Here is a 23,840-nt window from a genome sequence, read left to right as displayed (position 1 = left end):
CGGGGCCGCCCCCACCTGGTGTTTCGCGGGTGCGGCGGGGCCGGCGTAACCCCGTCACTCCTTCGGGCGTTTATGGGGTGTCCCCGGCCGAGAAAGAGACCTTATGCCCCGCCTGAGTGTCATCATCCCCGTCCGTCGCGCCCGGGGCAGTCTGCGCGCGTGCCTGGAGTCCGTGCTCGCGCAGTCGTTCACGGACATCGAGGTGATCGGCGTCGACGACGCGGCGCCGGACGGATCGGGGCTCCTGCTCGACGAGTTCGCCGGACGCGACGACCGGGTGCAGGCCATCCACCTCCCGGACGGGGCGGGCCCGGAGGGGTGCCGCAACGCCGGGGCCGAGCGGGCCGTCGGGGACTATCTGCTCCATCTGGAGGCGCACTACGTCCTCCTGCCCGGCGCGCTGCGCGCCGTCGCCGACCGGCTCGCGGAGGCGGGCGACCCCGATCTGCTGCTGTACGGCCACCACAAGCGGCCCTTCCGGGGCCGGCCCCGGCCCAGCAGGTCCCTGGAGCTGCTGGCCGGGCTCGACGACGGCCCGCTGACCGGCCCCGAGCGCGCCGCACTCCTCGACATCGCCCCGGTCTCCTGGAACCGGGCCGTGCGCCGCACCCTCCACGAGGGCGAGAAGCTGCGCTTCGGCCCGGGGCGGCACGGCGAGCGGATGTACGCCCTCCAGACCCTGGCGGCGGCCGAGTCGCTGGCCGTCCTGCCCGTCGCCTGCGTCGAACACCGCCAGCAGCGCGGTGTCCCGGGGCTCGACGCGGACGAGACGGCCTCCCCCGCCGGGCTCGTCGAGGCGTACGCCGGGCTGATGGAGTTCCTCCGCGAACGCCCCCGGCTGGAGCCCGTCCGCCCGCTGCTCTTCGAACGGGCCGTGCAGGAACTGCTGTCGGGCTATGCCTCGGTGCGGCGCGGTCGCCGGCGGTACGTCCGCGCGGTGGCCGCCTTCCACCGCGACCACCGCCCGGAGGGGTTCCGCTTCCCGGCCGGCGCGCGCGGACTGCGGCCCCGGCTGATCGGCGGCGGGAGGTACGCCGCGCTCGGCGGCCTCGACACGGTGCTCGCCGTGCGCCGGGCGCTGCGCGCGGCCCCGGAGGCGGTCCGGGGACAGGCCCGGCGGAGCCTGAGCAAGCGGTACTACTGGTGGCAGCGCAGGTGGCCCCTCGATCCGGGGCTGGCCGTCTACGCCGCGTACTGGAACCGGGGGGTGAGCTGCAATCCCGAGGCCGTGTACCGCAAGGCCCTGGAGCTGGCTCCGGAGGTGCGCGGGGTGTGGGTGGTCTCGAAGAACCAGGTGGACACGGTCCCCGAGGGCATCGACCACGTGGTGCCCGGCACCCGCCGCTACTGGGCCGTCATGGCCCGTGCCACGTACTTCTTCAACAACGTCAACTTCCCCGACCACGTGGTCAAACGCCCCGGCCAGGTCCATGTGATGACGCATCACGGCACCCCGCTGAAGATCATGGGCCTGGACCAGCAGGACTATCCGGCGGCGGCCCAGGGGCTGAACTTCGACCGGCTGCTCAAGCGGATCGACCGGTGGGACTGGAGCGTCTCGGCCAATCCGCACTCCACCGAGGTGTGGGCGCGCGCCTATCCGGGCGCCGCGCGGAGCCTGGAGACGGGCTATCCGCGCAACGACGTGCTCGCCACCGCGACGGAGGAGCGGGTGCGGGCCGCCCGTGAGGCCCTGGGCCTGGGCCCCGGACAGCGGGCCCTGCTGTACGCGCCGACCCACCGCGACTACGAGGCCGGGTTCACCAGCCGGCTGGACCTGGAGCGGTTCTGCGCCGAGGCCGGCCCCGACACCGTTCTGATGGTGCGCGCGCACTACTTCTACGGCGACACGGGCCTGCCGGAGCACCCTTCGGTCCTGGACGTGAGCGACCACCCCCGGATCGAGGAGCTGTGCCTGGCGGCGGACGCGCTGATCACGGACTACTCCTCGGTGATGTTCGACTACGCCCATCTGGACCGGCCGATCGTGGTGCACGCCCCGGACTGGGAGACCTATCGCACGGTGCGCGGGGTGGTCTTCGATCTGCTGTCGGGCCTGCCGGGCGACACCCCGGGCCCGGTGGCGACGAGCACGGAGGAGCTGGCCCGGATCTTCCGGGACGGGGAGTGGAACGGTCCGGAGAGCCGGGAGCTGCTGGCGGCGTTCCGGGCCCGGTTCTGCCCGTACGGGGACGGGCGCGCCGCCGAGCGGGTGGTGCGGCGGGTGCTGCTGGGGGAAGAGGTCTGAGTCGGGCCGGGGGCCCGCCGTCCGGAGCGGTCCGGGTGGCGGGCCCTCGGGGCCGTGGTGGGTCGGGTCGGGCAGGGGCGGTTCAGCGTTGCTGGCCCGCCATGACCGTGATCAGGCCGACCACCACGAGCAGCGAGCCGCCCCAGGTCCACATCGAGGTCCGCTCGTGCAGCACCGTCGCCCCGGCCCCCACGATCAGCAGATAGCCGAGGGCGTTGAACGGATAGGCGAGCGAGAGCGGCACCGTGGCCAGCGTCGACATCCAGGCGAGCGCCGAGACCGCGAAGACCACCAGGCCGACCACGACCCACGGGCTGGTGGCGGCGCGCAGCGCGACCGAGGTGCCGTCCCGTCCCGCGGCAGCCGCGGCGCTCCTCATCCCGTGCTTGAGCATGATCTGCCCGCCCGCCGAGGAGAACACGGCGAAGAGCAGCAGGAGGAGACTGGAGAGGGTCAATGCCTTGCTCCTGACGGCTGCCCGGGGCGCGGAGTCCGGGGCGCGGGTGGGTTCGGGGATCGTGGGCTCAGACGCCGACCCGGTCGCCGGGGACGTACTGTCGGTTGAGGATGTCCTGAACATCGACGTGCTCTCCAGCGATGATCGTCTCGGCCGCGTGCGGGGTGAGCAGGGCGACGTGCTGATAGCCGAACAGCGTCGGCCGGATGCGGGTCAGCAGCCGCGACATCCCGGCGAGGACCGAGGCGAGCGGCCCGTGCCCCAGCAGCGACCAGAACGGCGCCCCGGTCGAGGTGAGGTCCAGGACGTCGTAGCCGGCGTCGCGGACGGTGCGGCGCAGGCTGGCCCGGGTGAAGAAGCGCAGGTGCGTCTCGTCGAGGATGCCCCGGCGGTCGTAGCCGAAGGCGCCGACGGCGACCCGCATGCGGGAGTACCAGTGGCTGAAGTTCGGTACGGAGAGCAGTACTTCACCGCCCGGCCGGAGCACTCCGGCGATCTCGGCGAGGACCCGCTCCGGGCGGGAGAGGTGCTCGATGACGTCCCCGGCGACCACGTAGTCGAAGCCGCCGCCGATCTCCGGGGGCAGCCCCTCCTCCAGATCGGCGAGGTGGAAGTGCGTGCACCGTTCGCGGACGCCGGGGACCTCGACGTAGTCGACGCCGGTCACCTCGTGGCCGAGGGATTCCAGGCGCTGGGCGAACAGCCCGCCGGAGCAGCCGAGGTCGAGGACCCGGCCGGGGGGCATGGTGCGCATCTTCTCCAGGATGACCGCGTGCGAGGAGCCGTCGCCCTCCTTGAAGGCGTATTCGACGGGCTTGGGGATCCAGGCGCAGGTGCCGAATCCCTTGACGGCCAGCCGGTATTCGAGGACGTCCTTGACGACGTCCTTCGCGTATTTCATGCCGTTGACATAGCAGATCTCGTCGCCGTAGTACGTGGGCACGGGGATCTCCTTGATCCGCATGCCGGCGTCCAGGAGCTGGACGATGATCTGGGTGTCGAAGTCGAAGGCGTCGGTGTTCCGGTCGATGGGCAGTTTCTTGAGGGCCTCGACGCTGTAGGCGCGGTATCCGGAGTGGAATTCGGTGAGATCGGATCCCAGGAGCCGGTTCTCCAGCCGGGTGAGAATGCGGTTGCCCAGCCATTTGTACATCGGCATACCGCCCTTGCGGGCTCCCCCGGATTTCATCATCCGGGAGCCGAACACGGCCTCGCATTCGCCGTTCTCGATGGGGGCGACCATATCGGGGAGGAATTCGGGGGCGTACTGCCCGTCGCCGTGCAGCAGGACGACGATGTCGAGCCCGTGGGCGGCGGCGAGGGCGTATCCGGCCTTCTGGTTTCCGCCGTATCCGAGGTTCTTGGTGTGGCGCATGACCACGGTCCGGGGCATGCCCTCGGCCTGCGACCAGCGGCATCCCGCGGTGAAGGTGGCGTCGTGGCTGGCGTCGTCGAGGATGAGGATCTCGTCGATCCGGGACCGGAAGTCCTCCGGAATCCGGTCGAGGGTCTTCTCCAGCGTTGTCTCCGCGTTGTACGCGACCACCAGGATGCCGATCCTGGGACTCGGGCTTTCCTTCACGGGGCGTTCTCCTGTTCAGGGGGCGGTGGAGCGGGAGGGCTGGGCGGTGCGGGGCGCGGCGAGCGGCGCCGGGCCGGAACGGTTCTCCGGGCCGGTGGCGGGCGGTGCGGTGAGGAGGGCGTGGATGCCGGTGGCGAGTCCGGCCGCGAGGACGAACCAGCCGGCGGCGCCCAGGTAGAGCACCGGTTCGCTCCAGCGCACCGGGGAGCGTCCGCCGTAGCCGAGGACGGCGGTCAGCCCGGCCACGGCGTTGAACGCGATCCCCTCCCAGGGCCCGAGGACGAACGTCGCGGCCGCCGCCCAGGTCAGGTACTGGAGCCCGGAGGCGGTGGAGAGCAGGAGCAGCAGGCCGAGCGTGGCGGCGGTGACACCGGGCAGCTGGTCGGGGCGCAGCATCGCGAGCCGGACACCGACGGCCACGCAGACCAGGACGAAGAGGAGGTGGCCGCCGCCCTGCATGAAGGTGATGGCGGCCTCCGGCAGGCCGAGGACGTCGGCGAAGCGGATCAGTCCCCAGAGGTGGTAGGAGCCGCCGGCGTAGTCGAGGACGTTCTCCTTGAGGTGCCGGGGGACGGTCACCAGGACCGGCCCCCAGACCAGGGCGATCACGGCGGCGAACCCGGCGGCGAAGCGGGCCGCCGCCGGCCGTCCGCCGCGCAGGGCCACGACGAACAGGGCCGGGAGCGCCACGACGGGGACGAACTTGACGCTGATCGAGAGGGCCGCCGCGACCCCCGCCGCCAGCGGCGCCCTGCGGTCCGCGAGCAGATGGGCGGCGGCCAGCGCGCACACGACGGCGACCGCGTCGGTGTTGCCGTGGTAGCCGGAGGTCGCGAGGAGCACCGGGCTGAGGGCCACCCCGGCCCCGCACAGGACGGCGGTGCCGAGCGAGGCGCGGCGGCGGACGATTTCGAGGACGAGCAGCGCGCAGACGAAATCGGCGAGCGAGGCGGGAAAGCGCATCAGCGTGGCGAAGGAAATGCCGTGTTCGGACAGGGCGTTCAGTCCGAGCAGCATCCAGCCGGCCAGGGGCGGATGGTTGTAGACGGGAAGTCCGGGCAGCGGTTGTTCGTAGATGCGGATGGGCCCGTACAGGGTGAGGGCCTTCGCGAATGCCTGGAAGAAGCGCACATCCGCGGGCCCCGGTGAATTCGCGGCGATGAGCATGCGCGTCAGGAGACCGGCGGCCGAGACGGCCGCCACCACGCTCCTCGCCCGGCGCACACTCCAGGTCTCGCCCCACATTCGGATACCCATGAAAACAGAACGTAGCAACCCGGCGACGCTATGCAACGCACCGATGAACAGACTTATCCGGGCCGAGGCTCGAATGCCTGCGCATGGGCGCAAACGCCGCCGGGTCCGAATCACCCGAACGGTTCAGCCAGTTCGGTCCGTGTGTCCGTCAACGCGCGGGCGGCGGGCCTCACTCCGCCGTGGCGAGCATGCGGTCCACCACGCGGGCGGCGGCCCGTCCGTCGTCCAGATCGCAGAAGTCGCGCCGGAACGCCTCGTACGCCTGGGCGTGTCCCTCGGTGGCCCGCACCGGGTCGCGCAGCGCCTCGACGAGTGCGGCGGAGTCCGCGATCAGCGGGCCGGGGGCCCGGGACTCGAAGTCGAAGGCGAAGCCGCGCAGGGTGTCCCGGTAGTGCTCCAGGTCGTAGGTGTGGAAGAGCATGGGCCGCCCGGTCTCCGCGAAGTCGAAGAGCATCGAGGAGTAGTCGGTGACCAGCGCGTCGCTGATCAGCAGGAGTTCGGCGGCGTCCGGGTAGCGCGAGACGTCGCGGACGAATCCGGTGCCGGAGTCGGGGAGCCGGTCGGTGACGAGGTAGTGGCGGCGCACCAGCAGGACGGTGTCCGGGCCCAGCGCGCGTTCGGCGGCGGCGAGATCGAGCCGCAGGTCCATCGGGTAGCGGCCGGCGTTCTTCGGCAGGTCCTCGCGCCAGGTCGGGGCGTAGAGCACCACCCGGGCGGTGTCGGGGATGTGGAGCGAGGCGCGCACGGCGGCGGCGACCTTGACGCGGTCCGGGGCGTGGAAGAGGTCGTTGCGGGGGTAGCCGCACTCCAGGACCTCTCCCCCGTAGCCGAAGGAGCGCCGCAGCACGGGGGTGGCGAAGGTGTTCGGGGAGACCAGGAAGCTCCACTGCCGGGCGCGGTGTTCGAGGGTGGCGATGTACGCCCGGTTGGCGCGGGAGGTGCCGGCGAGGTCGAGGCCGATGCGCTTGAGCGGGGTGCCGTGCCAGGTCTGGACGACGGTCTGGCCGGCGCGCCGCTCGAACCACTCGGGCAGCTGGGTGTTGGTGACGATGTACCGGCTGCGGGCCAGTGCCTCGTACCAGGCGGCCGAGCCGTGCTCCACGGTGTCCGCCCCGGCCGGGACGCGGGCCTGCCGGTCGCGGACGGCCCAGACGTGATCGAGGCCGGTCTCCCGGCGGACCAGCTCCTCGTGGACGGCGCGCGGCGAGTCGGAGTACTGCCGGCCCTCGAAGCTGCTGAACAGCACGGTGTCGCGCAGGGCGGCGGTGCGCTGGGCGACATGGGCGGCGGTGAGCAGCCGCCGGGCGCGCGGTCCGCGTTCGGCGGCCGTCAGCGGCGGTGCGCAGCGCAGCAGCAACTGGTCGTGGTAGCGGCGTTCGATGGCGTACGTGCGGCCCGCGAGGGTGCGGGCGGCGGGCAGGGTGTGGTGGACGGAGGCCGGGAGGCGCAGGGCGATGTCGCGGCTCTCCTCGGTGGCGCCGCGCTCACGGAGGAAGAAGTACCAGTTGCCCTCGCCGAGCGGCAGCGTGCCGCCGCCGCAGACCTCGACGGCGTCCGGCCGCAGTTCGGCGGCGAACCGCCGTTCGCCGCCGGGCCCGGTGAAGGCGACGGGCAGGACGGTCTCCTCGTGGTGGCCGCTGTGGCGGGCCACGAGGACGACGGGCCGGGCGGTGTCCTCGGGAAAGGTGCCCTCCAGGAGCAGCCTGCCGTCCTGGGTCCAGGCGGCCAGGTCGACGAGCGGCTGCACGGGGCGGTCCCCGATGAGCAGATTGCCCCGGGCGCTGACGGTGAGCCCCAGCTCGCGGGGTTCCTCGCCGGCCGGGAGGAGCGGGTAGCGGCCGGGCGGCACGGGCCCGGGGACGTCGAGCGGGGTGCGCCGCCCGCCGGGCCCGACGAGGTGGACGCTGTACGGGAGGGCGGTGCGGGGTCCGGTGTCCGCCGGGCGGGCCGCGCCTAGGGCGGCGAGCGGGAGCGCCGCGGTGAAGCGCCGCCAGCCGGTGCGGTCGGGTGCGGCGTCCTCGTGGACGGTGGCCGGGACGTCGAGTGCGGCGCCGGAGGCGCGGTGGGTGAGGGCGAGGCGCGGTTCCCCGTCGGCGTGCGAGGTCCTGACCATGCCTTCGAGGACGACGGTGGGCGCCCCGTCGGCGTCCTCGCCCGCGTGGTGGCTCTCGAAGCGGGCGTCGACGCGCTCGGCGTGCAGGACCAGCCGGTCGGCGTCGAAGACGGGCACGATGCGGTGGTCGCCGTCCGGGCGGTGGACGGGCGGGGCGACGGGCGCCTCGGTGGTCGCGGGCGCGGCGCGGCGCAGGAGGCCCTGGCGGGCGACGCCGATCTCCAGGCGCCAGCTCACGCGGTCGACGGGCCCGTCGGGGGCGATGCGGATCCGGGCGGGGTCGAGCACCGCCTCGAAGCCGGAGCGGTCGTAGTCGTGGAGGCTCTGCCGGGAGCGGGCGGTGGCCTCCGGTTCGGTGGTGCGGCGCAGGCGCAGCGGGACGATCCGGCGCCGGCCGGCCCGCAGCCAGCCGGCCCGGAACTCCGAAGGCCCGGAGCCGGCGGGCAGGTTACGCAGGTAGGCGTATCCGCTCAGGTGCAGTTTCCCGTCCCGCCAGGTGACGTCGCGGAGCCGGGCGACGAGCGGCAGATCGCGCTCGCCCACGCGCAGCACCCGGTCGGGGACCGGGTGGGTCAGCACCGGGTACGCCGCCCGGCGGCGGCGCAGTCCGCGTACGGCGAAGGCGCCGGGTTCGCGCGCGTCGAGGGCCAGCAGCTCCAGCAGTTCCGCCAGGCGGCGTTCGCGCACCAGGTGCCACATCAGCCGCAGCCGCAGCGGGAGGGCGTCGAGCACCTCGGGGTCGACCTGTCCGAGGAAGCCGTTGGCGCGGTCCAGGAAGGCCTCGCGGTAGGCGTCGTCGCCGTCGGGCAGGACCTCCATGAAGTACCAGAGGTCGTTGGCGAGGGCGTGCGCCTCGTAGTGGTTCTTGTCGGCGGGGGTGCGGTGCTCGGCCAGGAAGTCGGAGACCCCCTGGACGTGGGCGACGCGGTCGCGGACGCCCCGGACGACGGCCCGGCCCGCGGTGATGGAGCCGGGGCGGTCGCGCCAGTGGTAAACGGGGTCCTTGAGGACGTCGACGGAGGACGCCAGGAAGTGCGCGGGGAGCACGACGGGGATGTCCTCGTAGAGCGCGCCGACCGGGAAGGCGAAGGCGTGCGCGTCCCAGAAGGAGCGGCGGAAGACCTTGTTGCAGGCGATCCGGTCCCCGGCGAGGACCCGGTCGCGCGTGATGTGGGTGCGCAGCCGGGTCGTGGCCATGGGCGCGCGGAACATCGGCGACTGCACGAGCCGGCCGCCCGACCGCAGCCGCAGCACGTTGCCGGACGCGAAGTCGGACCCGGTCTCCTCAAGGGCACCGAGCAGCCGTTCGTACGCGTGCGGCGGGACGATGTCGTCGCTGTCGACGAAGGCCAGGTAGCGGCTGTCGGGGTCGCAGTGGCGGACGCCGGTGTTGCGGGCGTGGCCCAGTCCGCCGTTCTCCTGGCGGACCAGGCGGAAGCGGTCGTCCCGGGCGGCGAAACCGGCGGCCAGGGCCGCGCTGTCGTCGGTGGACCCGTCGTCGACGATCACCACGTCGAGATCGGTGACGGTCTGCTCCGCGAGGGACCTCAGGCAGTCCGTCAGGAAGGGTTCGACGTTGTAGACGGGGACAACGACACTGAGCCGTGGCGGCATGGCGGACACGTCCGTTCATCGAGGGGGGAGCCTGGCGATCCGTACGGCTCAACCCCATGAACGGCCGGGGGTCACCGGTAACGGCCCCCGACGGGTGATGGCGCGCGCATGCGTGCTGACGGCGGTCGGCACACGGGAGCGTGCGGTGGGCGAGGGTGTTCGGTGGGTGAGGACGCCCCCGGTGAGTGAGGGTGTTCGGCGCTGAGGAAGCCGGGTGAGCGAGGATGCACGGCGCTGGGGGTGCCCGGTGGGTGAGGGCGGTCAGCGGGGGCGATGCCCAGTGGGTGAAGGCGGTCAGCGGGGGGGATGCCCGGTGCGTGAAGGCGGTCAGCCGGTGGCGATGCCCGGTGCGTGAAGGCGGTCAGCCGGTGGCGATGCCCGGTGGGTGAGGGCGGTCAGCGGGTGAGGGCGGCGACGGCCGAGGCGGCCAGGTCGTCCAGATACCCCCGGGGCAGATCCCCCCGGACGACGGCGAGCCGCCAGTAGAGCGGTCCCACGATCAGGTCGAGGACCCGGTCCGGATCGGTGTCCCTGGGCAGTTCGCCCCGTGCCACGGCCTCGCGCACGACGACGGCTGCGATCCCCTGCTGCGGGTCGAGCAGAACGGCCTTGATGGTGTCGGCGATCTCCGGATTGCGGGCCGCCTCGACCAGCAGGTCCGGGATGACCTGCGAGGCCAGCGGATGGCGCAGCCCGTACGCGGCGAGGTCGAGCAGCGCGCGGACGTCCCGGTACAGCGAACCGGTGGACGGCGCCGGCATCCCCTGGACCGCCACGGCCGCGACCAGGTCCTGGACGAGGTGCAGTTTGGACTTCCAACGGCGGTAGACGGCCGTCTTGCCGACACCGGCCCGGCGGGCGATGCCCTCGATCGACATCCGCGCGAAGCCCACCGCGGCGAGTTCCTCGAAGACCGCTCTGCGGATGGCGTCGGTCACGTCCTCCCGCAGCACGGCGGCTCCGGCGGGGGCACGGCGGCGGCTTCCGGCGTCGGTGGTCATGGCGGAAGCATAGTCCGGAGCGACGAAACGGTTGCGTTTCGTCGTGGGAAGGTCTTTACCTGGACGTCACGACGAAACGGTTGCGTCGCGACGTGAGCGCGTTCTAACGTCGTCGTTACGACGCAACGGTAGCGTCGCGACGTGGGGACGTTCCATCCTTCGCGTAGCGACGAAACGGTAGCGTCGCGACGCAGTGGCGTACCACCCTCACAGAGGCGTCCCGACCTCGGCGTTGCGACGAAACCGTCCCGTCGCGACGCACAGGCGTCCCCTCGCCCGCGTCACCACCCAACGGTCCCGTTCCGTCGCCCCCGCACGTTCCCGCACCCCCGCACCCCCGCGCCCCGGCACCCCGGGGCCGCCTCCGCACTTCCGTGTCGAAAGTGATCGTGGTGAGCCAGACCATCGCCCCGGCCCTGCCGGACACCCCGCCGCCGCCCGCCCCGCCCGTGTACGCCCCCGGCGAGCTCGCCGCTCTCGCCGCCCGGCACGGGCTGGGCGTGAGCGGGGCCCGCCCGTCCCTGCCGCGGTACGTACGTCAGCTGTGGGGCCGCCGCCACTTCATCACGGCGTTCGCCACCGCCAAGCTCACCGCCCAGTACAGCCAGGCGAAACTCGGCCAGATCTGGCAGCTGATGACCCCGCTGCTCAACGCGGCGGTCTACTACGTCATCTTCGGCGTCCTGATGAAGACCAAGCAGGGCGTCACCGACTTCGTGCCCTTCCTGGTGACCGGTGTCTTCATCTGGACCTTCACCAGCAGCGCGATCACGGCGGGCACCCGGGCCGTCAGCGGGAACATCGGCCTGGTCCGGGCGCTGCACTTCCCCCGGGCCTCGCTGCCGATCGCGCTGGTCCTCCAGCAGCTCCAGCAGTTGCTGTTCTCCCTGGGCGCCCTGGTCATGATCCTGGTGGCGTGCGGCCAGTACCCCCGGCCCTCGTGGCTGCTGGCCGCCCCCGCGCTCGCACTGCAGACCGTGTTCAGCGCGGGCGTCTCGATGGCGGTCGCCCGGCTGGCCGCCCGTACCCCGGACCTCGCCCAGTTGATGCCGTTCGTCCTGCGCACCTGGATGTACGCGTCGGGCGTCATGTGGAGCATCGACAAGAGCCTGAGCGGCGACCGGATCCCGCATCTGGTGAAGGCGGCGCTGGAACTCAATCCGGCGGCCGTCTTCATCGACCTGACCCGGTTCGCGCTCATCGACAGCTTCCACGCCTCCCAGCTGCCCCCGCACGTCTGGGCCGTCGCCACGGGATGGGCGCTGCTGTGCGGGGCGGGCGGTTTCGTCTTCTTCTGGCAGGCCGAGGAGCGTTACGGACGTGGCTGAGCACACGGGCACCGGAGTGCCGACCGTCGTCGTCGACGACGTCCACGTCACGTACAGGGTCAACGGCGCGCGCACCGGCCGGGGCAGCGCCACCTCGGCGCTGAGCCGGATCGTCTCGCGGCGGGCCACCCCGGGCGTCCGCGAGGTGCACGCCGTCAAGGGCGTCAGCTTCGCCGCGTACAAGGGCGAGGCCATCGGTCTGATCGGCTCCAACGGTTCGGGAAAATCCACCCTGCTGAAGGCCGTGGCCGGACTGCTGCCCCCCGCGAAGGGACGCATCCACACCCGGGGCCAGCCCTCGTTGCTCGGGGTGAACGCGGCGCTGATGAGCGATCTGACCGGTGAGCGCAACGTGGTCCTCGGCGGGCTGGCGATGGGGATGAGCCGGGAGCAGATCCGCGCACGCTACGACGGCATCGTGAACTTCTCCGGGATCAACGAGAAGGGCGACTTCATCACGCTGCCGATGCGCACGTACTCCTCCGGCATGGGTGCCCGTCTGCGGTTCTCCATCGCCGCCGCCAAGGACCACGACGTGCTCCTGATCGACGAGGCGCTGTCCACGGGCGACGCCCGGTTCCAGCGGCGCAGCAAGGAGCGCATCGCCGAGCTCAGGGAGCGGGCCGGCACGGTCTTCCTGGTCAGCCACCACAACAAGTCGATCACCGAGACCTGCGACCGGGCGATCTGGCTGGAGGCGGGGGTCCTGCGGATGGACGGGCCGGCGGCGGAGGTCGTCGCGGCGTACGAGCGGTTCACGTCGGAGCGGGGAGGGAAGCGGTGATCCGTCGCGTCCGAAATGACCAACACCCCTACCCCGAGCAGCAGGTGATGAGGCGTCACCTCGCGTAGGCTCGTTCGGTCACCTCGGACGCGCGAGCGGGGGAGGATCCCATCAGCACCGGCACCGGCACGATGTTCGCACCGCTCGGGCCCGACGATCCGCGCGAGATCGGCGGATACCGCCTGCTCGCCCGGATCAGTGAGGGCGGGATGGGCACCGTCTACCTCTCGCGCACCCGTGGCGGCCAGGCCGTCGCGTTGAAGGTGATTCGCCGCGAGTTCGGGGAGGACGACGAGTTCCGGCGCCGCTTCGAGCAGGAGGTGCGGGCCGCCCGGCTGGTGCAGGGCTACCACCTGGTGCCCGTGGTCGACCACGACACCTCCGGCCCCCACCCCTGGCTCGCCACGGTGTTCGTTCCGGGCCTGTCGCTCCGGGCCGCGCTGGAGGACCACGGTCCCCTGCCCCTGCCGACCGTCATGCGGCTCCTGGGCTGCACGGCGCAGGCCCTCGTCGCCATCCACACCGCGGGGGTCGTCCACCGCGATCTCAAGCCCGGCAACATCGTGCTCGGGAGGACGGGCCCCTACGTCATCGACTTCGGCATCGCCCGCGCCGCCGACTCCACGCACCTCACCCGCAGCGGCGGGCTGATCGGCACCCCGCAGTTCATGTCCCCCGAGCACGCGCAGGGCGAGGACACCGGCCCCGCGTCGGACGTCTTCTCGCTGGGCCTGATCGCGGCCCTGGCGGCCACCGGCCGCCATCCGTACGGGACGGGCGGCGCGATGACCCTGGGCGCCCGGATCGCCAACACCGCGTTCCGACCGCCCCGGCTGGACGGCTTCCTGCCCCAGCTGCGCGAGGTGCTGGAGCGGTGTCTGACGGCGGACCCGGCCGCACGCATCACACCCGCCGTGCTCGCGTCGCTGTGCGAACCGTGGACGGGCAGGGCGCCGGACGGCCCCGACTCCTGGCTGCCCCGGCCGCTCGCCGCAGAGATCGCCCGCCGCGAGCGGTCCCTCCCGGGGCCTCCGGCCCTGCCCGACCCGCCGCCCCCGCTCCCCCGGTCCGAAACCGGCGAGCGCACGGTGCCGCCCGCTCCTCTTCCCCCGGTCCCGGCCGGCCCCGGCGAGCGCACGGTGCCGCCCGCCGGGGCCGTCCCGCCGGGTGGCGTTCCGGCGCCCCCGGCCGCCGTACCCGCCGCGCACGTGCCCTCGGCCCCGGTCCCTTCCGGGCCGGTCCCCCGGGCGCCCGGCGGTTCGCGCCGCAGGGCCGTGCTCCGGGTCGCGCTGGCGGCGGGCGCGGCGGTCCTGCTCGTCGCGGGCACCTGGCTGGTCGCCACCCGGACCGCCGACCACGGCCGCACCACGGCCGACGACACCCCCGGCGACGTGCGGACGCCCGGCGGTCAGCCGGCCTCACCGACGCCCCGACCGGACCGGACCGGCCCGGACACCACCGCTCCGGACACCACCGCGCCGGAAACCACCACACCGTCACCGGCGCAGAAGCGCTACGCCCTGGTCTTCGAGAACCGGCCGCTCTCGCTGCGGGCCCCGTCCGGCTGGGACGCGGTCTCGGTGGACCTCGACGAGCCACGGGTCGGAGGGCCGAGCGAGGGCAGCGGCACCCACAGCGAGCTGACGCTCGACGGCAACCTGAACCGGTGGGAGTTCCTGACTCCCATGGGCCGCAGCGCCGGGCCGACGGCCGAGCAGTGTCTGCGAGGCGCGCAGACGGACGTGCTGCCGTCGGAGATCGAGCAGGAGGACCTCGGCCGCACCCTGCCGGTGGGCACCCTGCTCTGCACGGTGACGTCCGAGAAGAACATCGCCCTGGTGAAGGTGACCAAGGTGGTGCACACCTCGGACGGCATGCCCGACTACTTCACCGAGGTCACCCTCTGGCGCTCGTAACCGCCGCCCCGCCGCCGGTACCGCACCGGAAGAACGTCAATATAGTTGCTGGGCAAGCGCATTCACGGGGCGTCAGTTCCCGATCGGCAAGCCCGGAGGCCGGCCCGATGGAAGAACACCTGACCACCGATTTCGAGGAAGCCTGCTTCCTCGTGGACCTCTCCAACGTCGTACGCGACCGGCGCCTGGGCGAGCCCGGCGGGCGCTCGCTGCGCCGGCTCGCGCTCCTGGTCGACGCCGCGAAGAAGCTGGCCCGCGACCCCGAGGTGAAGCTGTACCTGGTCGCCGACCGGAGCCTGCGGCTGGGCCGCAGGCAGGAGTTCACCGATCCCGCGGACATCACCCTGCTCGCCCGCTGGGTCCGCAAGGGCCTGGTCGAGGAGCTGGACGACGCCGACGACCGGCTGCTGGAGCTGTGCGAGCTGACCGGCATCCCCGTCATCACCGGCGACCGCTTCCGCGGGCACCGCACCGCGTACCCCTGGCTCCAGGGCAACACCGACGACTTCCTGGAGCCCGTCCCACGCCCCGGCGGCACCGTGGGTCTGGTCCCGGTCGATCTGAAGGTGGCCGCCCCCGTCGACATCTCCATGAAGCTGGAGGAGGACGTCCTCAAGCGGCAGGGCCTCCTCGACCCCGGCCGGACCCCCCTCTTCGAGGTGGTGAACCGCGCCTGGCGGTGCGCGGAACGCCGATGCACGCTGTACGACACCCGGCACGGCGGCGCCGCGCTGCTCCCCCGGATGCGGCGCGGCGTCCCGACCTGCGAACTGCACGGGGGCGCGCTGGCCGACGACGGGCCGCGCACCGCGACCGTCCAGCTCAAACTGCTGCTCGACGACGCCCTGGCGGACCGGTTCACCCTGGTCGACGGGACCCGGGTGAAGGTGGGGCGGGCGGCGGGCGAGGGCGGCATCTCGCTGGCCGGACTGCTGCCGAGGGAGCGCACCGCCGGACTGAGCCGGGTCCATCTGGAACTGCGGATCGACCGCGGCACGGTCCACGTCCGCGACCGCAGCAGTTACGGCACGACGCTGTGGCGCCGACACCCGCGCCGCTCGGGCCCCGGACCGTGGACGAAGCTCGGCACCGAGGAACGCGTGTTCTCCGCCGGCGACGAACTCCAGCTGGTGGAGGGCGTCCTGCTGACCCGCAGCGGCCGCCGTTTCCCGACGGAGCTGGCCCACGCCTGGCAGCACCGCAAGCCGCCGCCGTCCGCCGAGACGGACGTGACCCGGATGGTCTGAGACCGGGGGGCCGAGGGAGGGCCGGCCGGCGGGCAGCCGCCGTCCCTCCCTCGTACCGTCCGGTGCGTCAGGCGTGCGTCCGCAGCAGGGTGCGCATCGTCCGCATGGCCACCGAGAGGTTCGCCAGGTCGAAGGCGTCCGAACTGCGGATCTCCTCCAGGGTGGAGCGCGAACGCGTGAGGATCGCCGCGTTCTTCTCCTCCCAGGCTTCGAACCGCTCCTGCGGGGTGGAGGCCCCGTTGCCGACCGCGAGCACATCGGCCGTGAGGGCCGCGTGCGCGGCGTACAGGTCCTCGCGGATGGAGGCGCGGGCCATCGACTGCCAGCGGTCGGCCCGCGGCAGCTCGATGATGCGGTCCATCAGCTGGGTGATCCCGAGCCGGTCCGCGAGGTCGTAGTAGACCTCGGCCACGGCCAGCGGGTCCTTGCCCGTGCGGTCGGCGATCGCCACGATGTCCAGGGCCGGGAAGGCCGAGGAGAATCCGGCGACCCGCTGCGCCAGCTGGTCCGGGACGCCCGCCCCGGTGAGCTCGTCCAGGATGCCCTGGTACCACTCCTGGTCGGCGCCCTTGAGCATCTTGGGCAGCGCGGCCCAGACCTGGTCGACGCCGTCGCGGAAGAAGTCGACCGTCTCGGCGATCTCCAGCGGCTGCGGCCGGTTGCCCAACAGCCAGCGCGAACCGCGCTCGACGAGCCGGCGCGAGTGCAGCCGGATCCGGGTCTGGACGTCCGCGGCGACGGTGTTGTCGAGCGCCTCCACGGCGTCCCACACCTCGCCGAGACCGAAGATCTCCCGGGCCGCGAACTGCGCCCGCACGATCTCCTCGATCGAGGCGCCGGTCTCCTCCCGCAGCCGGTGGAGGAAGGTCGAACCGCCGGTGTTGACCGTGTCGTTGACCAGCACCGTGGTGATGATCTCGCGCCGCAGCGCGTGCCCGTCGACGGCCTCGGGGAACCGCTCGCGCAACTGCTGCGGGAAGTAGGCGTGCAGCAGCTTCTGGAGGTGCGGGTCGTCCGGCAGGCTGGTCCCGATCAGCTCCTGTGCCGCCGTGATCTTCGTGTAGGCGAGCAGCACGGCCAGCTCGGGCTGGCTGAGCCCCTTGCCGGCGCTCAGCAGCTCGCGGATCTGCCGGTCGTTGGGCAGGAACTCCAGTGCGCGGTCCAGGTATCCGTCGCGGCCCAGCCGACGCATGAAGCGCTGCTGGGCGTGGAGCAGCGAGGACGCCTGGGCGGACGAGTTGGCGAGGGCGGTGTTCTGCGCGTAGTTGTTGCGCAGCACCAGCCGGCCGATCTCGTCGGTCATCTCGGCGAGCAGCTTGTTGCGCTGCTTGACGGTCATGTCGCCGTCCCGGACCAGCCCGTTGAGCAGGATCTTGATGTTCACCTCGTGGTCGGAGGTGTCCACACCGGCGCTGTTGTCGATGGCGTCGGTGTTGATCCGGCCGCCGTTGCGGGCGAACTCGATCCGGCCGAGCTGGGTGGCGCCGAGGTTGCCGCCCTCGCCGACGACCTTGGCCCGCAGGTCCTCGCCGTTGACGCGGATCGCGTCGTTGGCCTTGTCGCCGACGTCCGTGTTGGCCTCGGAGGACGCCTTGATGTACGTACCGATGCCGCCGTTCCACACCAGGTCGACGGGGGCCTTGAGGATGGCCTGCATCAGGTCGGCGGGGGTCATCTTGGCGATGCCCGGCGCGATGCCGAGCGCCTCGCGCAGATGGGCGTTGACCGGGATGGACTTGGCGCTGCGCGGGTGGACGCCGCCGCCCGCGGAGATCAGCCCCTTGTCGTAGTCGGCCCAGGAGCTGCGCGGCAGGTCGAACAGGCGGCGCCGCTCGGCGTACGAGGTCGCGGCGTCCGGGTTCGGGTCGAGGAAGATGTGCCGGTGGTCGAAGGCGGCGACGAGCCGGATGTGCTCGGAGAGCAGCATGCCGTTGCCGAACACGTCACCGGACATGTCACCGACGCCGACGACGGTGAAGTCCTCGGTCTGCGTGTTGTGGCCGAGCTCCCGGAAATGCCGCTTGACGGACTCCCAGGCGCCCCGGGCGGTGATGCCCATGCCCTTGTGGTCGTACCCCGCCGAACCGCCGGACGCGAAGGCGTCGCCGAGCCAGAAGCCGTACGCGACGGCGACCTCGTTGGCGATGTCGGAGAACTTCGCGGTGCCCTTGTCGGCGGCGACGACGAGGTAGGTGTCGTCCTCGTCGTGGCGGACGACGTCCTTGGGCGGCACGACCTCGCCGGCCACCATGTTGTCGGTGATGTCGAGCAGCGCCGAGATGAAGGTGCGGTACGAGGCGATGCCCTCGGCCATCCAGGCGTCGCGGTCGGCGTTCGGGTCCGGGAGCTGCTTGGCGACGAAGCCGCCCTTGGCGCCGACCGGCACGATGACGGTGTTCTTCACCATCTGCGCCTTGACCAGGCCGAGGATCTCGGTACGGAAGTCCTCGCGCCGGTCGGACCAGCGCAGACCGCCGCGGGCGACCTTGCCGAAGCGCAGGTGGACGCCCTCGACGCGCGGCGAGTAGACCCAGATCTCGAACGCCGGGCGGGGCGCGGGGAGGTCGGGGATGGACTGCGGGTCGAACTTCATCGACACGTAGCCGTGCGGCTCGCCGTCGTCGGCGCGCTGGAAGAAGTTGGTCCGCAGGGTGGCCTTGATGACGGTGAGGAAGGAGCGCAGGATGCGGTCCTCGTCGAGCGAGGCGACCTGGTCCAGGGCCCCGTCGAGCTCTTCGAGCAGCCCGTCGGTCAGCTCGTTGCCGGCGGCCTGGCGGCCGGGCGCCATGCGGGCCTCGAAGAGCGAGACCAGCAGCCGGGTGGTGTGGACGTTGTTCTGGAGCGTGGACTCCATGTAGTCCTGGCTGAACGTGGAACCGGCCTGGCGCAGGTACTTGGCGTAGGCGCGCAGCACCATGGCCTGCCGCCAGCTCAGTCCGGCGCTGAGCACCAGGGCGTTGAAGCCGTCGTTCTCCGCCTCGCCGGTCCAGACGGCCGCGAAGGCGTCCTGGAAGCGCTCGCGTGCGTCGTCGGCCAGATAGCCGCCGTTGCCCGTGGTCTGCGGCATGCGCAGCCCGAAGTCGTAGATCCAGGCGTGGGTGCGGTCGGCGCAGCGCAGCTCGTAGGGGCGCTCGTCGACGACCTCGACGCCGAGCCGCTGGAGCGCGGGCAGCACGGCGGAGAGGGAGACCTGCTCACCGGTGCGGTAGATCTTGAACCGGCGCTCGCCGGGGGCCGCGCCCACCGGCTCGTACAGGCTGAGGGCGAAGTCCTTGCCGTGCTGCTTGAGCGCTTCGAGGTGGACCAGGTCGGCCACGGCGGAGCGCGGCGAGTGGTCCGCCTTGTAGCCCTCGGGGAAGGAGTGGCCGTACTGGCGGAGCAGTTCGGCGGCGCGCTCCTCGCCGCATTCGGCGCCCAGCGCCTCCTGGAAGCCGTCGGCCCAGGAGCGGGCGGCCTCGACGAGACGGGCCTCGATGCGGTCGGCCTCGGCGTCGGTGAGGGTGGGCAGCTCGCTGCCCGGGGCGACCCGGACGACGAAGTGCAGCCGGGACAGGATCGACTCGGTGTTCCAGGCGGTGAAGTCGACGCTGGTGCCGTTCAGCTCCTCCTTGAGGATGTCGATCAGCCGCAGCCGCACCCCGGTGGTGTAGCGGTCGCGCGGCAGGTAGACGATCGCGGAGTAGTAGCGCCCGTACTCGTCCTGGCGCAGGTAGAGCCGGAGCCGGCGCCGCTCCTGGAGGTAGAGCACCGAGGTGACGATCGAGCGCAGTTGGTCGGGCGGCGTCTGGAACAGCTCGTCGCGCGGGTAGGTCTCCAGGATCTGGAGCAGGTCGCGCCCGTCGTGGCTGTTGTACGAGAAGCCCGCGCCCTCCAGCACCTCGGCGACCTTGCGGCGGACGACCGGCACCCGGCGCACGGACTCGGTGTAGGCGGCGGAGGAGAACAGGCCGAGGAAGCGGCGTTCACCGATGACGTTGCCGTCGGCGTCGAACTTCTTCACCCCGACGTAGTCGAGGTAGCTGGGGCGGTGCACGGTGGCGCGGCTGTTGGCCTTGGTCAGCACGAGGAGCTTGTGCTCGCGGGCCTTGGCGCGGGCGTCGGCGGGCAGCCGGTCGAAGGAGGGGCTGACCGGGTGGGCCTCGTCCTCCGTGTGGTGCGGGTCGGAGCGCAGGATGCCGAGACCGGTGCCGGGAACGGCGGCCAGCGCGTCGCTCTCCTTCAGTTCGTACTCGCGGTAGCCGAGGAACGTGAAGTGGTCCGCAGCCAGCCAGCGCAGCAGCTCCCGGGCCTCGTTGACCTCGTCGTCGGCGAGGTCGTCGAGCGGTTCGCCGGGCAGGTCGTCGGCGATGCGCAGCGCGGCGTCCCGCATCTTCTCCCAGTCCTCGACGGTCTCCCGTACGTCGGACAGGATCCGCAGCAGGTCGGTCTGGATCTGCTTGAGGTCGGCGCGGTCGGTCTCGCGGTCGATCTCGACGTGGATCCAGGACTCGACGAGCGCGTCGTGCGGCAGCTCGGGGGCGTCCTTCTTGGCGCCCTTGGCGCTCTTGCGGCCCGACCGGGGGCCGGCCGGGGCGCCGGTGCCCTCGCTGAGGACCTCGATGAGCTTCCCGGTCACATCGCGCCGGACGACGATCTGGGGGTGGATCACGACGTGGATGCCGCGGCCCTGGCGGGACAGCTCGTTGGTGACGGAGTCGACCAGGAACGGCATGTCGTCGGTGACGACCTCGACCACGGAGTGGCTGCACGTCCAGCCGTTCTCCTCGACGGTCGGGGTGTGCACCCGGACGTTCGCGGTGCCCTGGGGGCGGTTCTCGGCGAGACGGTAGTGGGAGGAAGCGGCACCGAAGACGTCGACCGGGTCGCGGCCGATGATGTCCTCCGGGGCGGTGTGGAGGTAGTAGCGCTGGAGGTAGCCGAGCACGGTCTCCTGCCGTGAACGCTCCGGCCCGGCCCCGCTGCCCTGGGCCTTCGCCCCGGGGCTCCCGTCCGGCCCGCCGACACCACCGCCCGGGCTGTGGTCAGCTACCTTGGCGGCCCGTGCGAGCAGCTCGGCCTTGGCTTCGTCCAGCTTGGTCTGCATGTCCTCTGGCTCCTGTCGCGCGCCGTTGCGTGACGTAGGTGGAAAAAAAGACGACGTACCGCCACGACACGGGGTTTCCGGTCTGAGTCGACGCTATGCCGCTATGAGAGACGCCCGGGACCTTATTGGCCATTTTTGGCGGTCTGGCCGGGCTGAGGGGATCAGTCATGGCCCGGGCGCGGTGGCACTCCGGGCGCAGGCCGGGGGCTTCGCTGCCCCCGAGGCGTATCGCGCTGATCACGGGGTCCAGGCTATCTCGCTCTCCCCCACAACCGTCACGAGCCGCATGTGTACAAAAGAAACCCCCGAAGTTTGACACTCCGGACAGCGCGCGGACCCTGGACACCGCACTCTGGAACGGTTCGACACTCTGGAACGGTTCGAACCGTACGTCCCGCCCGGATCAGGCCGACCCACCCGTGAGGAGCCCCGCGATGGCACCGAAGATCCTGATCGTCACCGGCGACGCCGCCGAATCCCTCGAAGTCCTCTATCCCTACCAGCGGCTGCGCGAGGAGGGGTACGAGGTCGACATCGCCGCCCCCTCCCGCAAGACCCTCCGTTTCGTCGTCCATGATTTCGAGCCCGGATTCGACACCTACACCGAGAAGCCCGGCTACACCTGGCCGGCCGACCTGGCGTTCTCCGAGGTGGCCCCCGCCGACTACGCGGCCCTCGTCGTCCCCGGCGGCCGGGCGCCCGAATACCTCCGCAACGACCCCGACCTCCGCGCGATCCTCTCGGCCTTCTTCGACACGGACCGCCCGGTCGCGCAGATCTGCCACGGCCCGCTGATGACCGCCGCCGCCGGAGCCCTCAAGGACCGCAGGGTCACGGCCTACCCCGCCCTGGAACCCGACATGGCCACCGCCGGGGCCGCCTTCGAGGACACCGAGGTCGTGGTGGACGGCACCCTGGTCTCCTCCCGCGCCTGGCCGGACCACTCGGCCTGGATGCGGGCGTTCCTCACGGTGCTCAGGTCCAAGGCGCCGGTGACGTGACCCGCCCCGGGGCCGCCGGCTACGCGCCCAGGCTGAGGGCCAGGGCGGCGGCCTCGGCCAGAGTGTCCACGACGGGCACTCCGGCCCGCTCCAGGCTGGCCCGGCTGTGCGAACCGCCGGTGAAAAGGACGGCCTTCGCCCCCACGTGCGCGGCGGCCACGGCGTCGTCCACGGCGTCACCGATGACGACGGTGTGCTCGGGGGATATGTGCGGTAGGGCGGCGAGGTGCCGCGCCATGTGCTGGGCCTTGCTGCCGCCGGAGGGGCCGGTGCGCCCGTCGACGCGCACGAAGTGCCGCTCGATCCCGTATCCGCGCACGGCGGGAACCAGGTGCTCGTGCCCATACATGCTCAGCAGGGACTGGCTCCGCCCGTCCAGCTGCCACTGGGCCAGCAGCTCGGCGGCCCCCTCGGTCAGCCCGCAGGCAGCTCGCCGCTCGGCGTAGTGCCGGTGGAACGCGCCGTCCATCAGCTCCCACTCGGCATCGGTGGGCAGCCGGCCCATGAGCCGCTCGTAGAAGCGGGGTATCGGGACGCAGTACGTCTCGCGGTACCGCTCCACGGTGATGGGCGCGAGCCCCACCTCACCGAAGGCGGCGTTGGTCGCGCCGACGACGGCGGCGTTGTCGTCGAGCAGCGTGCCGTTCCAGTCCCAGACCAGATGTGTGCGGTGGTGTCCGTGCGTCCCCATGCAGGAAAAAATACCCGGCGCCGCCGACAACCGAACAAACTGTCCACAACCCGGCTGCTCTTATCCGATCAGATGAGGAATCTCCTGGATCCCGAACCAGAGCAGCTCGTGGTCCTCGGCCCCGTCCACCGTGAACTGCGCGTCGTCGTCGCCGAGGTCCGCCGCTCCGAGCGCGGCCGCGGCGGCGGTGACGTCCTTGTCGGCCTCGTCGGAGTCGACGTGGACGGCGGCGGCCTTGGCCAGGGGGACCGCGGAGGCGATGGTGACCTCGCCGAGCGAGGAGGCGTCGAGGATGTGATCCGGGTCGGCGACCGCGTCCCCGTCCGGTACGTCGACGGCGACGACCACGCGGCGCCGGGCGGCGTCGGGGTCCCCGGCGATCAGCCGCAGCGAGGCGGAGGCGGCCCGGTTGAGCGCCGCGTACTCCAGCTCCTCGATGTCGTCGGAGACGTACCACTCGCGCAGCGCGGGGGTCACCGCGTAGGCGGTGAGCGGGCCGGGACCGACTTCGCCCGCCCGGTGCGCCGCTGCGAGCCCGGAGAGGGTCAGGGGGACGTACACGCGCATGGCTGAGGTCGCTTTCGTAGTCGGAACGCCCTCAGGATACGTGCGGCGTCCCCCTTTGGGGTTACGTGTCCCGGGCCCGCCCCGTCCACCCGGCGCCCGCACCTCACCCGGACCGGCCCGTCCCGGAGGCCCGCCCCGCACCGTCCCGACCACTCGGATAGGTGAATCCCCTGCGCCGCCCCTGCGCGCCGCCGAGGCTTGCGGCGGCCCCGCCGCCCCCGTAGAAGATCCACAGCAGAAGTTACCGCCCGGTACCGACCGGGCTCCGACGCACGGGGGCGACAGCGATGAGCACGAACAGGACCCGGCCCGCCGGACGGCACGACGCCCGCAGGCCCGAAGCCGTACCCGCACAACGCCGCCGGATGCCCCAGCGCCTCCGGCCCCACCACTGGTTCGCCGAACGCCTTCTCGCGGTCCTCAGCGGCCAGCGCCCCGTCCACTGGATGCTGGGCCACACCATCGGCGACGCCTACGACCAGCTCGCCGAACTGGCCCCCACCACCCCCTTCAGGAGCCGGGGCGCCCGCCCCGTCATCCGCATGTGCCACGGCGCCCAGCCCGCCCCCGGCGTCGTCGAGGCATGCGCCAGCATCGCCGCCGGTGAACAGGTCCGCGCCATGGCCTTCCGCCTCGAACAGGGCCCCGACCTCCGCTGGCGCTGCGCGGCGGTAGAACTCGGCAACACCCCCGTCCGCCACCCCTGACCCCCACCGCCGCCCACACCCCGCACCCCGAAAGCACCCAGAACACCCCATGACACCCGCACACGGCCTCGGAGCGCGTCCCCCTCCCTCGGCCCCCTTCCAGGCGCACAAGGCCCTCCAGACACCGATCAGGGCCCTCCGGGGCCCCTGGGGCCTCTGGGCCTTCGGCAAGGGGGACCCGGCACCTCCCATCGCCCGCTTCAGCCTGCGGACCCCTGCGGGGCGGGGCAGGTCGCGACCCGCC

Annotated in this window: 15 protein-coding genes; 7 read left to right on the top strand and 8 right to left on the bottom strand. The window is 72.3% G+C overall.

Annotated elements, in window-relative coordinates:
- Positions 1-103 precede the first annotated feature (103 nt).
- The gene (locus ACWCXC_RS33290) at positions 104-2,248 is read left to right on the top strand and encodes a bifunctional glycosyltransferase/CDP-glycerol:glycerophosphate glycerophosphotransferase (RefSeq protein ID WP_450891438.1); all 2,145 of its coding nucleotides are present in this window, start codon (positions 104-106) and stop codon (positions 2,246-2,248) included.
- A gap of 82 nt (positions 2,249-2,330) precedes the next feature.
- Here the strand turns inward: ACWCXC_RS33290 and ACWCXC_RS33285 are convergent, their stop codons facing one another.
- The 5 genes from ACWCXC_RS33285 to ACWCXC_RS33265 form a co-directional block, all read right to left on the bottom strand.
- Positions 2,331-2,705, bottom strand: coding sequence for a hypothetical protein (locus ACWCXC_RS33285; protein WP_450684443.1), 375 nt, complete (start codon positions 2,703-2,705; stop codon positions 2,331-2,333).
- Between the two features lie 67 nt (positions 2,706-2,772).
- Complete coding sequence (locus tag ACWCXC_RS33280; RefSeq protein ID WP_450684442.1) at positions 2,773-4,287, bottom strand: methyltransferase domain-containing protein; 1,515 nt, start codon at positions 4,285-4,287, stop codon at positions 2,773-2,775.
- A gap of 15 nt (positions 4,288-4,302) precedes the next feature.
- On the bottom strand, positions 4,303-5,544 hold the full coding sequence (locus tag ACWCXC_RS33275) for a glycosyltransferase family 39 protein (protein WP_450891437.1): 1,242 nt from the start codon (positions 5,542-5,544) through the stop codon (positions 4,303-4,305).
- A gap of 169 nt (positions 5,545-5,713) precedes the next feature.
- A complete protein-coding gene (locus tag ACWCXC_RS33270; RefSeq protein WP_450891436.1) occupies positions 5,714-9,271 on the bottom strand; it encodes a bifunctional glycosyltransferase/CDP-glycerol:glycerophosphate glycerophosphotransferase in 3,558 nt (1,185 codons plus the stop codon).
- 395 nt (positions 9,272-9,666) lie between these two features.
- Positions 9,667-10,272: a TetR/AcrR family transcriptional regulator gene (locus tag ACWCXC_RS33265; protein WP_450684439.1), complete on the bottom strand. Its 606-nt coding sequence runs from the start codon at positions 10,270-10,272 to the stop codon at positions 9,667-9,669.
- Positions 10,273-10,661: 389 nt separating this feature from the next.
- On the opposite strand from ACWCXC_RS33265, the gene ACWCXC_RS33260 reads away from it, so the two are divergent.
- From ACWCXC_RS33260 to ACWCXC_RS33245, 4 genes are all read left to right on the top strand, one after another.
- Positions 10,662-11,600 carry an ABC transporter permease gene (locus ACWCXC_RS33260; RefSeq protein ID WP_450891435.1) on the top strand — a complete coding sequence of 313 codons (939 nt, stop codon included), beginning with the start codon at positions 10,662-10,664 and terminating at the stop codon, positions 11,598-11,600.
- Positions 11,593-12,384, top strand: a complete 792-nt coding sequence (locus ACWCXC_RS33255) for an ABC transporter ATP-binding protein (RefSeq protein ID WP_450891434.1) — start codon at positions 11,593-11,595, stop codon at positions 12,382-12,384. Before ACWCXC_RS33260 ends, ACWCXC_RS33255 begins: the two co-directional genes overlap by 8 nt.
- A gap of 131 nt (positions 12,385-12,515) precedes the next feature.
- Positions 12,516-14,300, top strand: a complete 1,785-nt coding sequence (locus tag ACWCXC_RS33250) for a serine/threonine-protein kinase (protein WP_450891433.1) — start codon at positions 12,516-12,518, stop codon at positions 14,298-14,300.
- A gap of 107 nt (positions 14,301-14,407) precedes the next feature.
- Positions 14,408-15,547, top strand: coding sequence for an FHA domain-containing protein (locus tag ACWCXC_RS33245; RefSeq protein ID WP_450891432.1), 1,140 nt, complete (start codon positions 14,408-14,410; stop codon positions 15,545-15,547).
- A 67-nt stretch (positions 15,548-15,614) separates the two neighbouring features.
- Here ACWCXC_RS33245 and ACWCXC_RS33240 read toward each other — a convergent pair whose 3' ends face one another.
- Positions 15,615-20,630: an NAD-glutamate dehydrogenase gene (locus ACWCXC_RS33240; protein WP_450891431.1), complete on the bottom strand. Its 5,016-nt coding sequence runs from the start codon at positions 20,628-20,630 to the stop codon at positions 15,615-15,617.
- A gap of 434 nt (positions 20,631-21,064) precedes the next feature.
- Here ACWCXC_RS33240 and ACWCXC_RS33235 point away from each other — a divergent pair, with 434 nt between their 5' ends.
- Complete coding sequence (locus tag ACWCXC_RS33235) at positions 21,065-21,631, top strand: DJ-1/PfpI family protein (protein WP_450684433.1); 567 nt, start codon at positions 21,065-21,067, stop codon at positions 21,629-21,631.
- Between the two features lie 19 nt (positions 21,632-21,650).
- On the opposite strand, the gene ACWCXC_RS33230 is transcribed toward ACWCXC_RS33235, so the two are convergent.
- Both ACWCXC_RS33230 and ACWCXC_RS33225 read right to left on the bottom strand, forming a co-directional pair.
- A complete protein-coding gene (locus tag ACWCXC_RS33230; protein WP_450684432.1) occupies positions 21,651-22,322 on the bottom strand; it encodes an HAD family hydrolase in 672 nt (223 codons plus the stop codon).
- 60 nt (positions 22,323-22,382) lie between these two features.
- On the bottom strand, positions 22,383-22,889 hold the full coding sequence (locus ACWCXC_RS33225; protein ID WP_450891430.1) for a DUF6912 family protein: 507 nt from the start codon (positions 22,887-22,889) through the stop codon (positions 22,383-22,385).
- 287 nt (positions 22,890-23,176) lie between these two features.
- Between ACWCXC_RS33225 and ACWCXC_RS33220 the strand changes: the two genes are divergently transcribed.
- Complete coding sequence (locus ACWCXC_RS33220) at positions 23,177-23,596, top strand: Rv3235 family protein (protein ID WP_450684430.1); 420 nt, start codon at positions 23,177-23,179, stop codon at positions 23,594-23,596.
- Positions 23,597-23,840 lie beyond the last annotated feature (244 nt).

Source organism: Streptomyces sp. NPDC001515, assembly GCF_053597115.1.
This window is presented reverse-complemented; position numbering and strand designations above follow the sequence as displayed.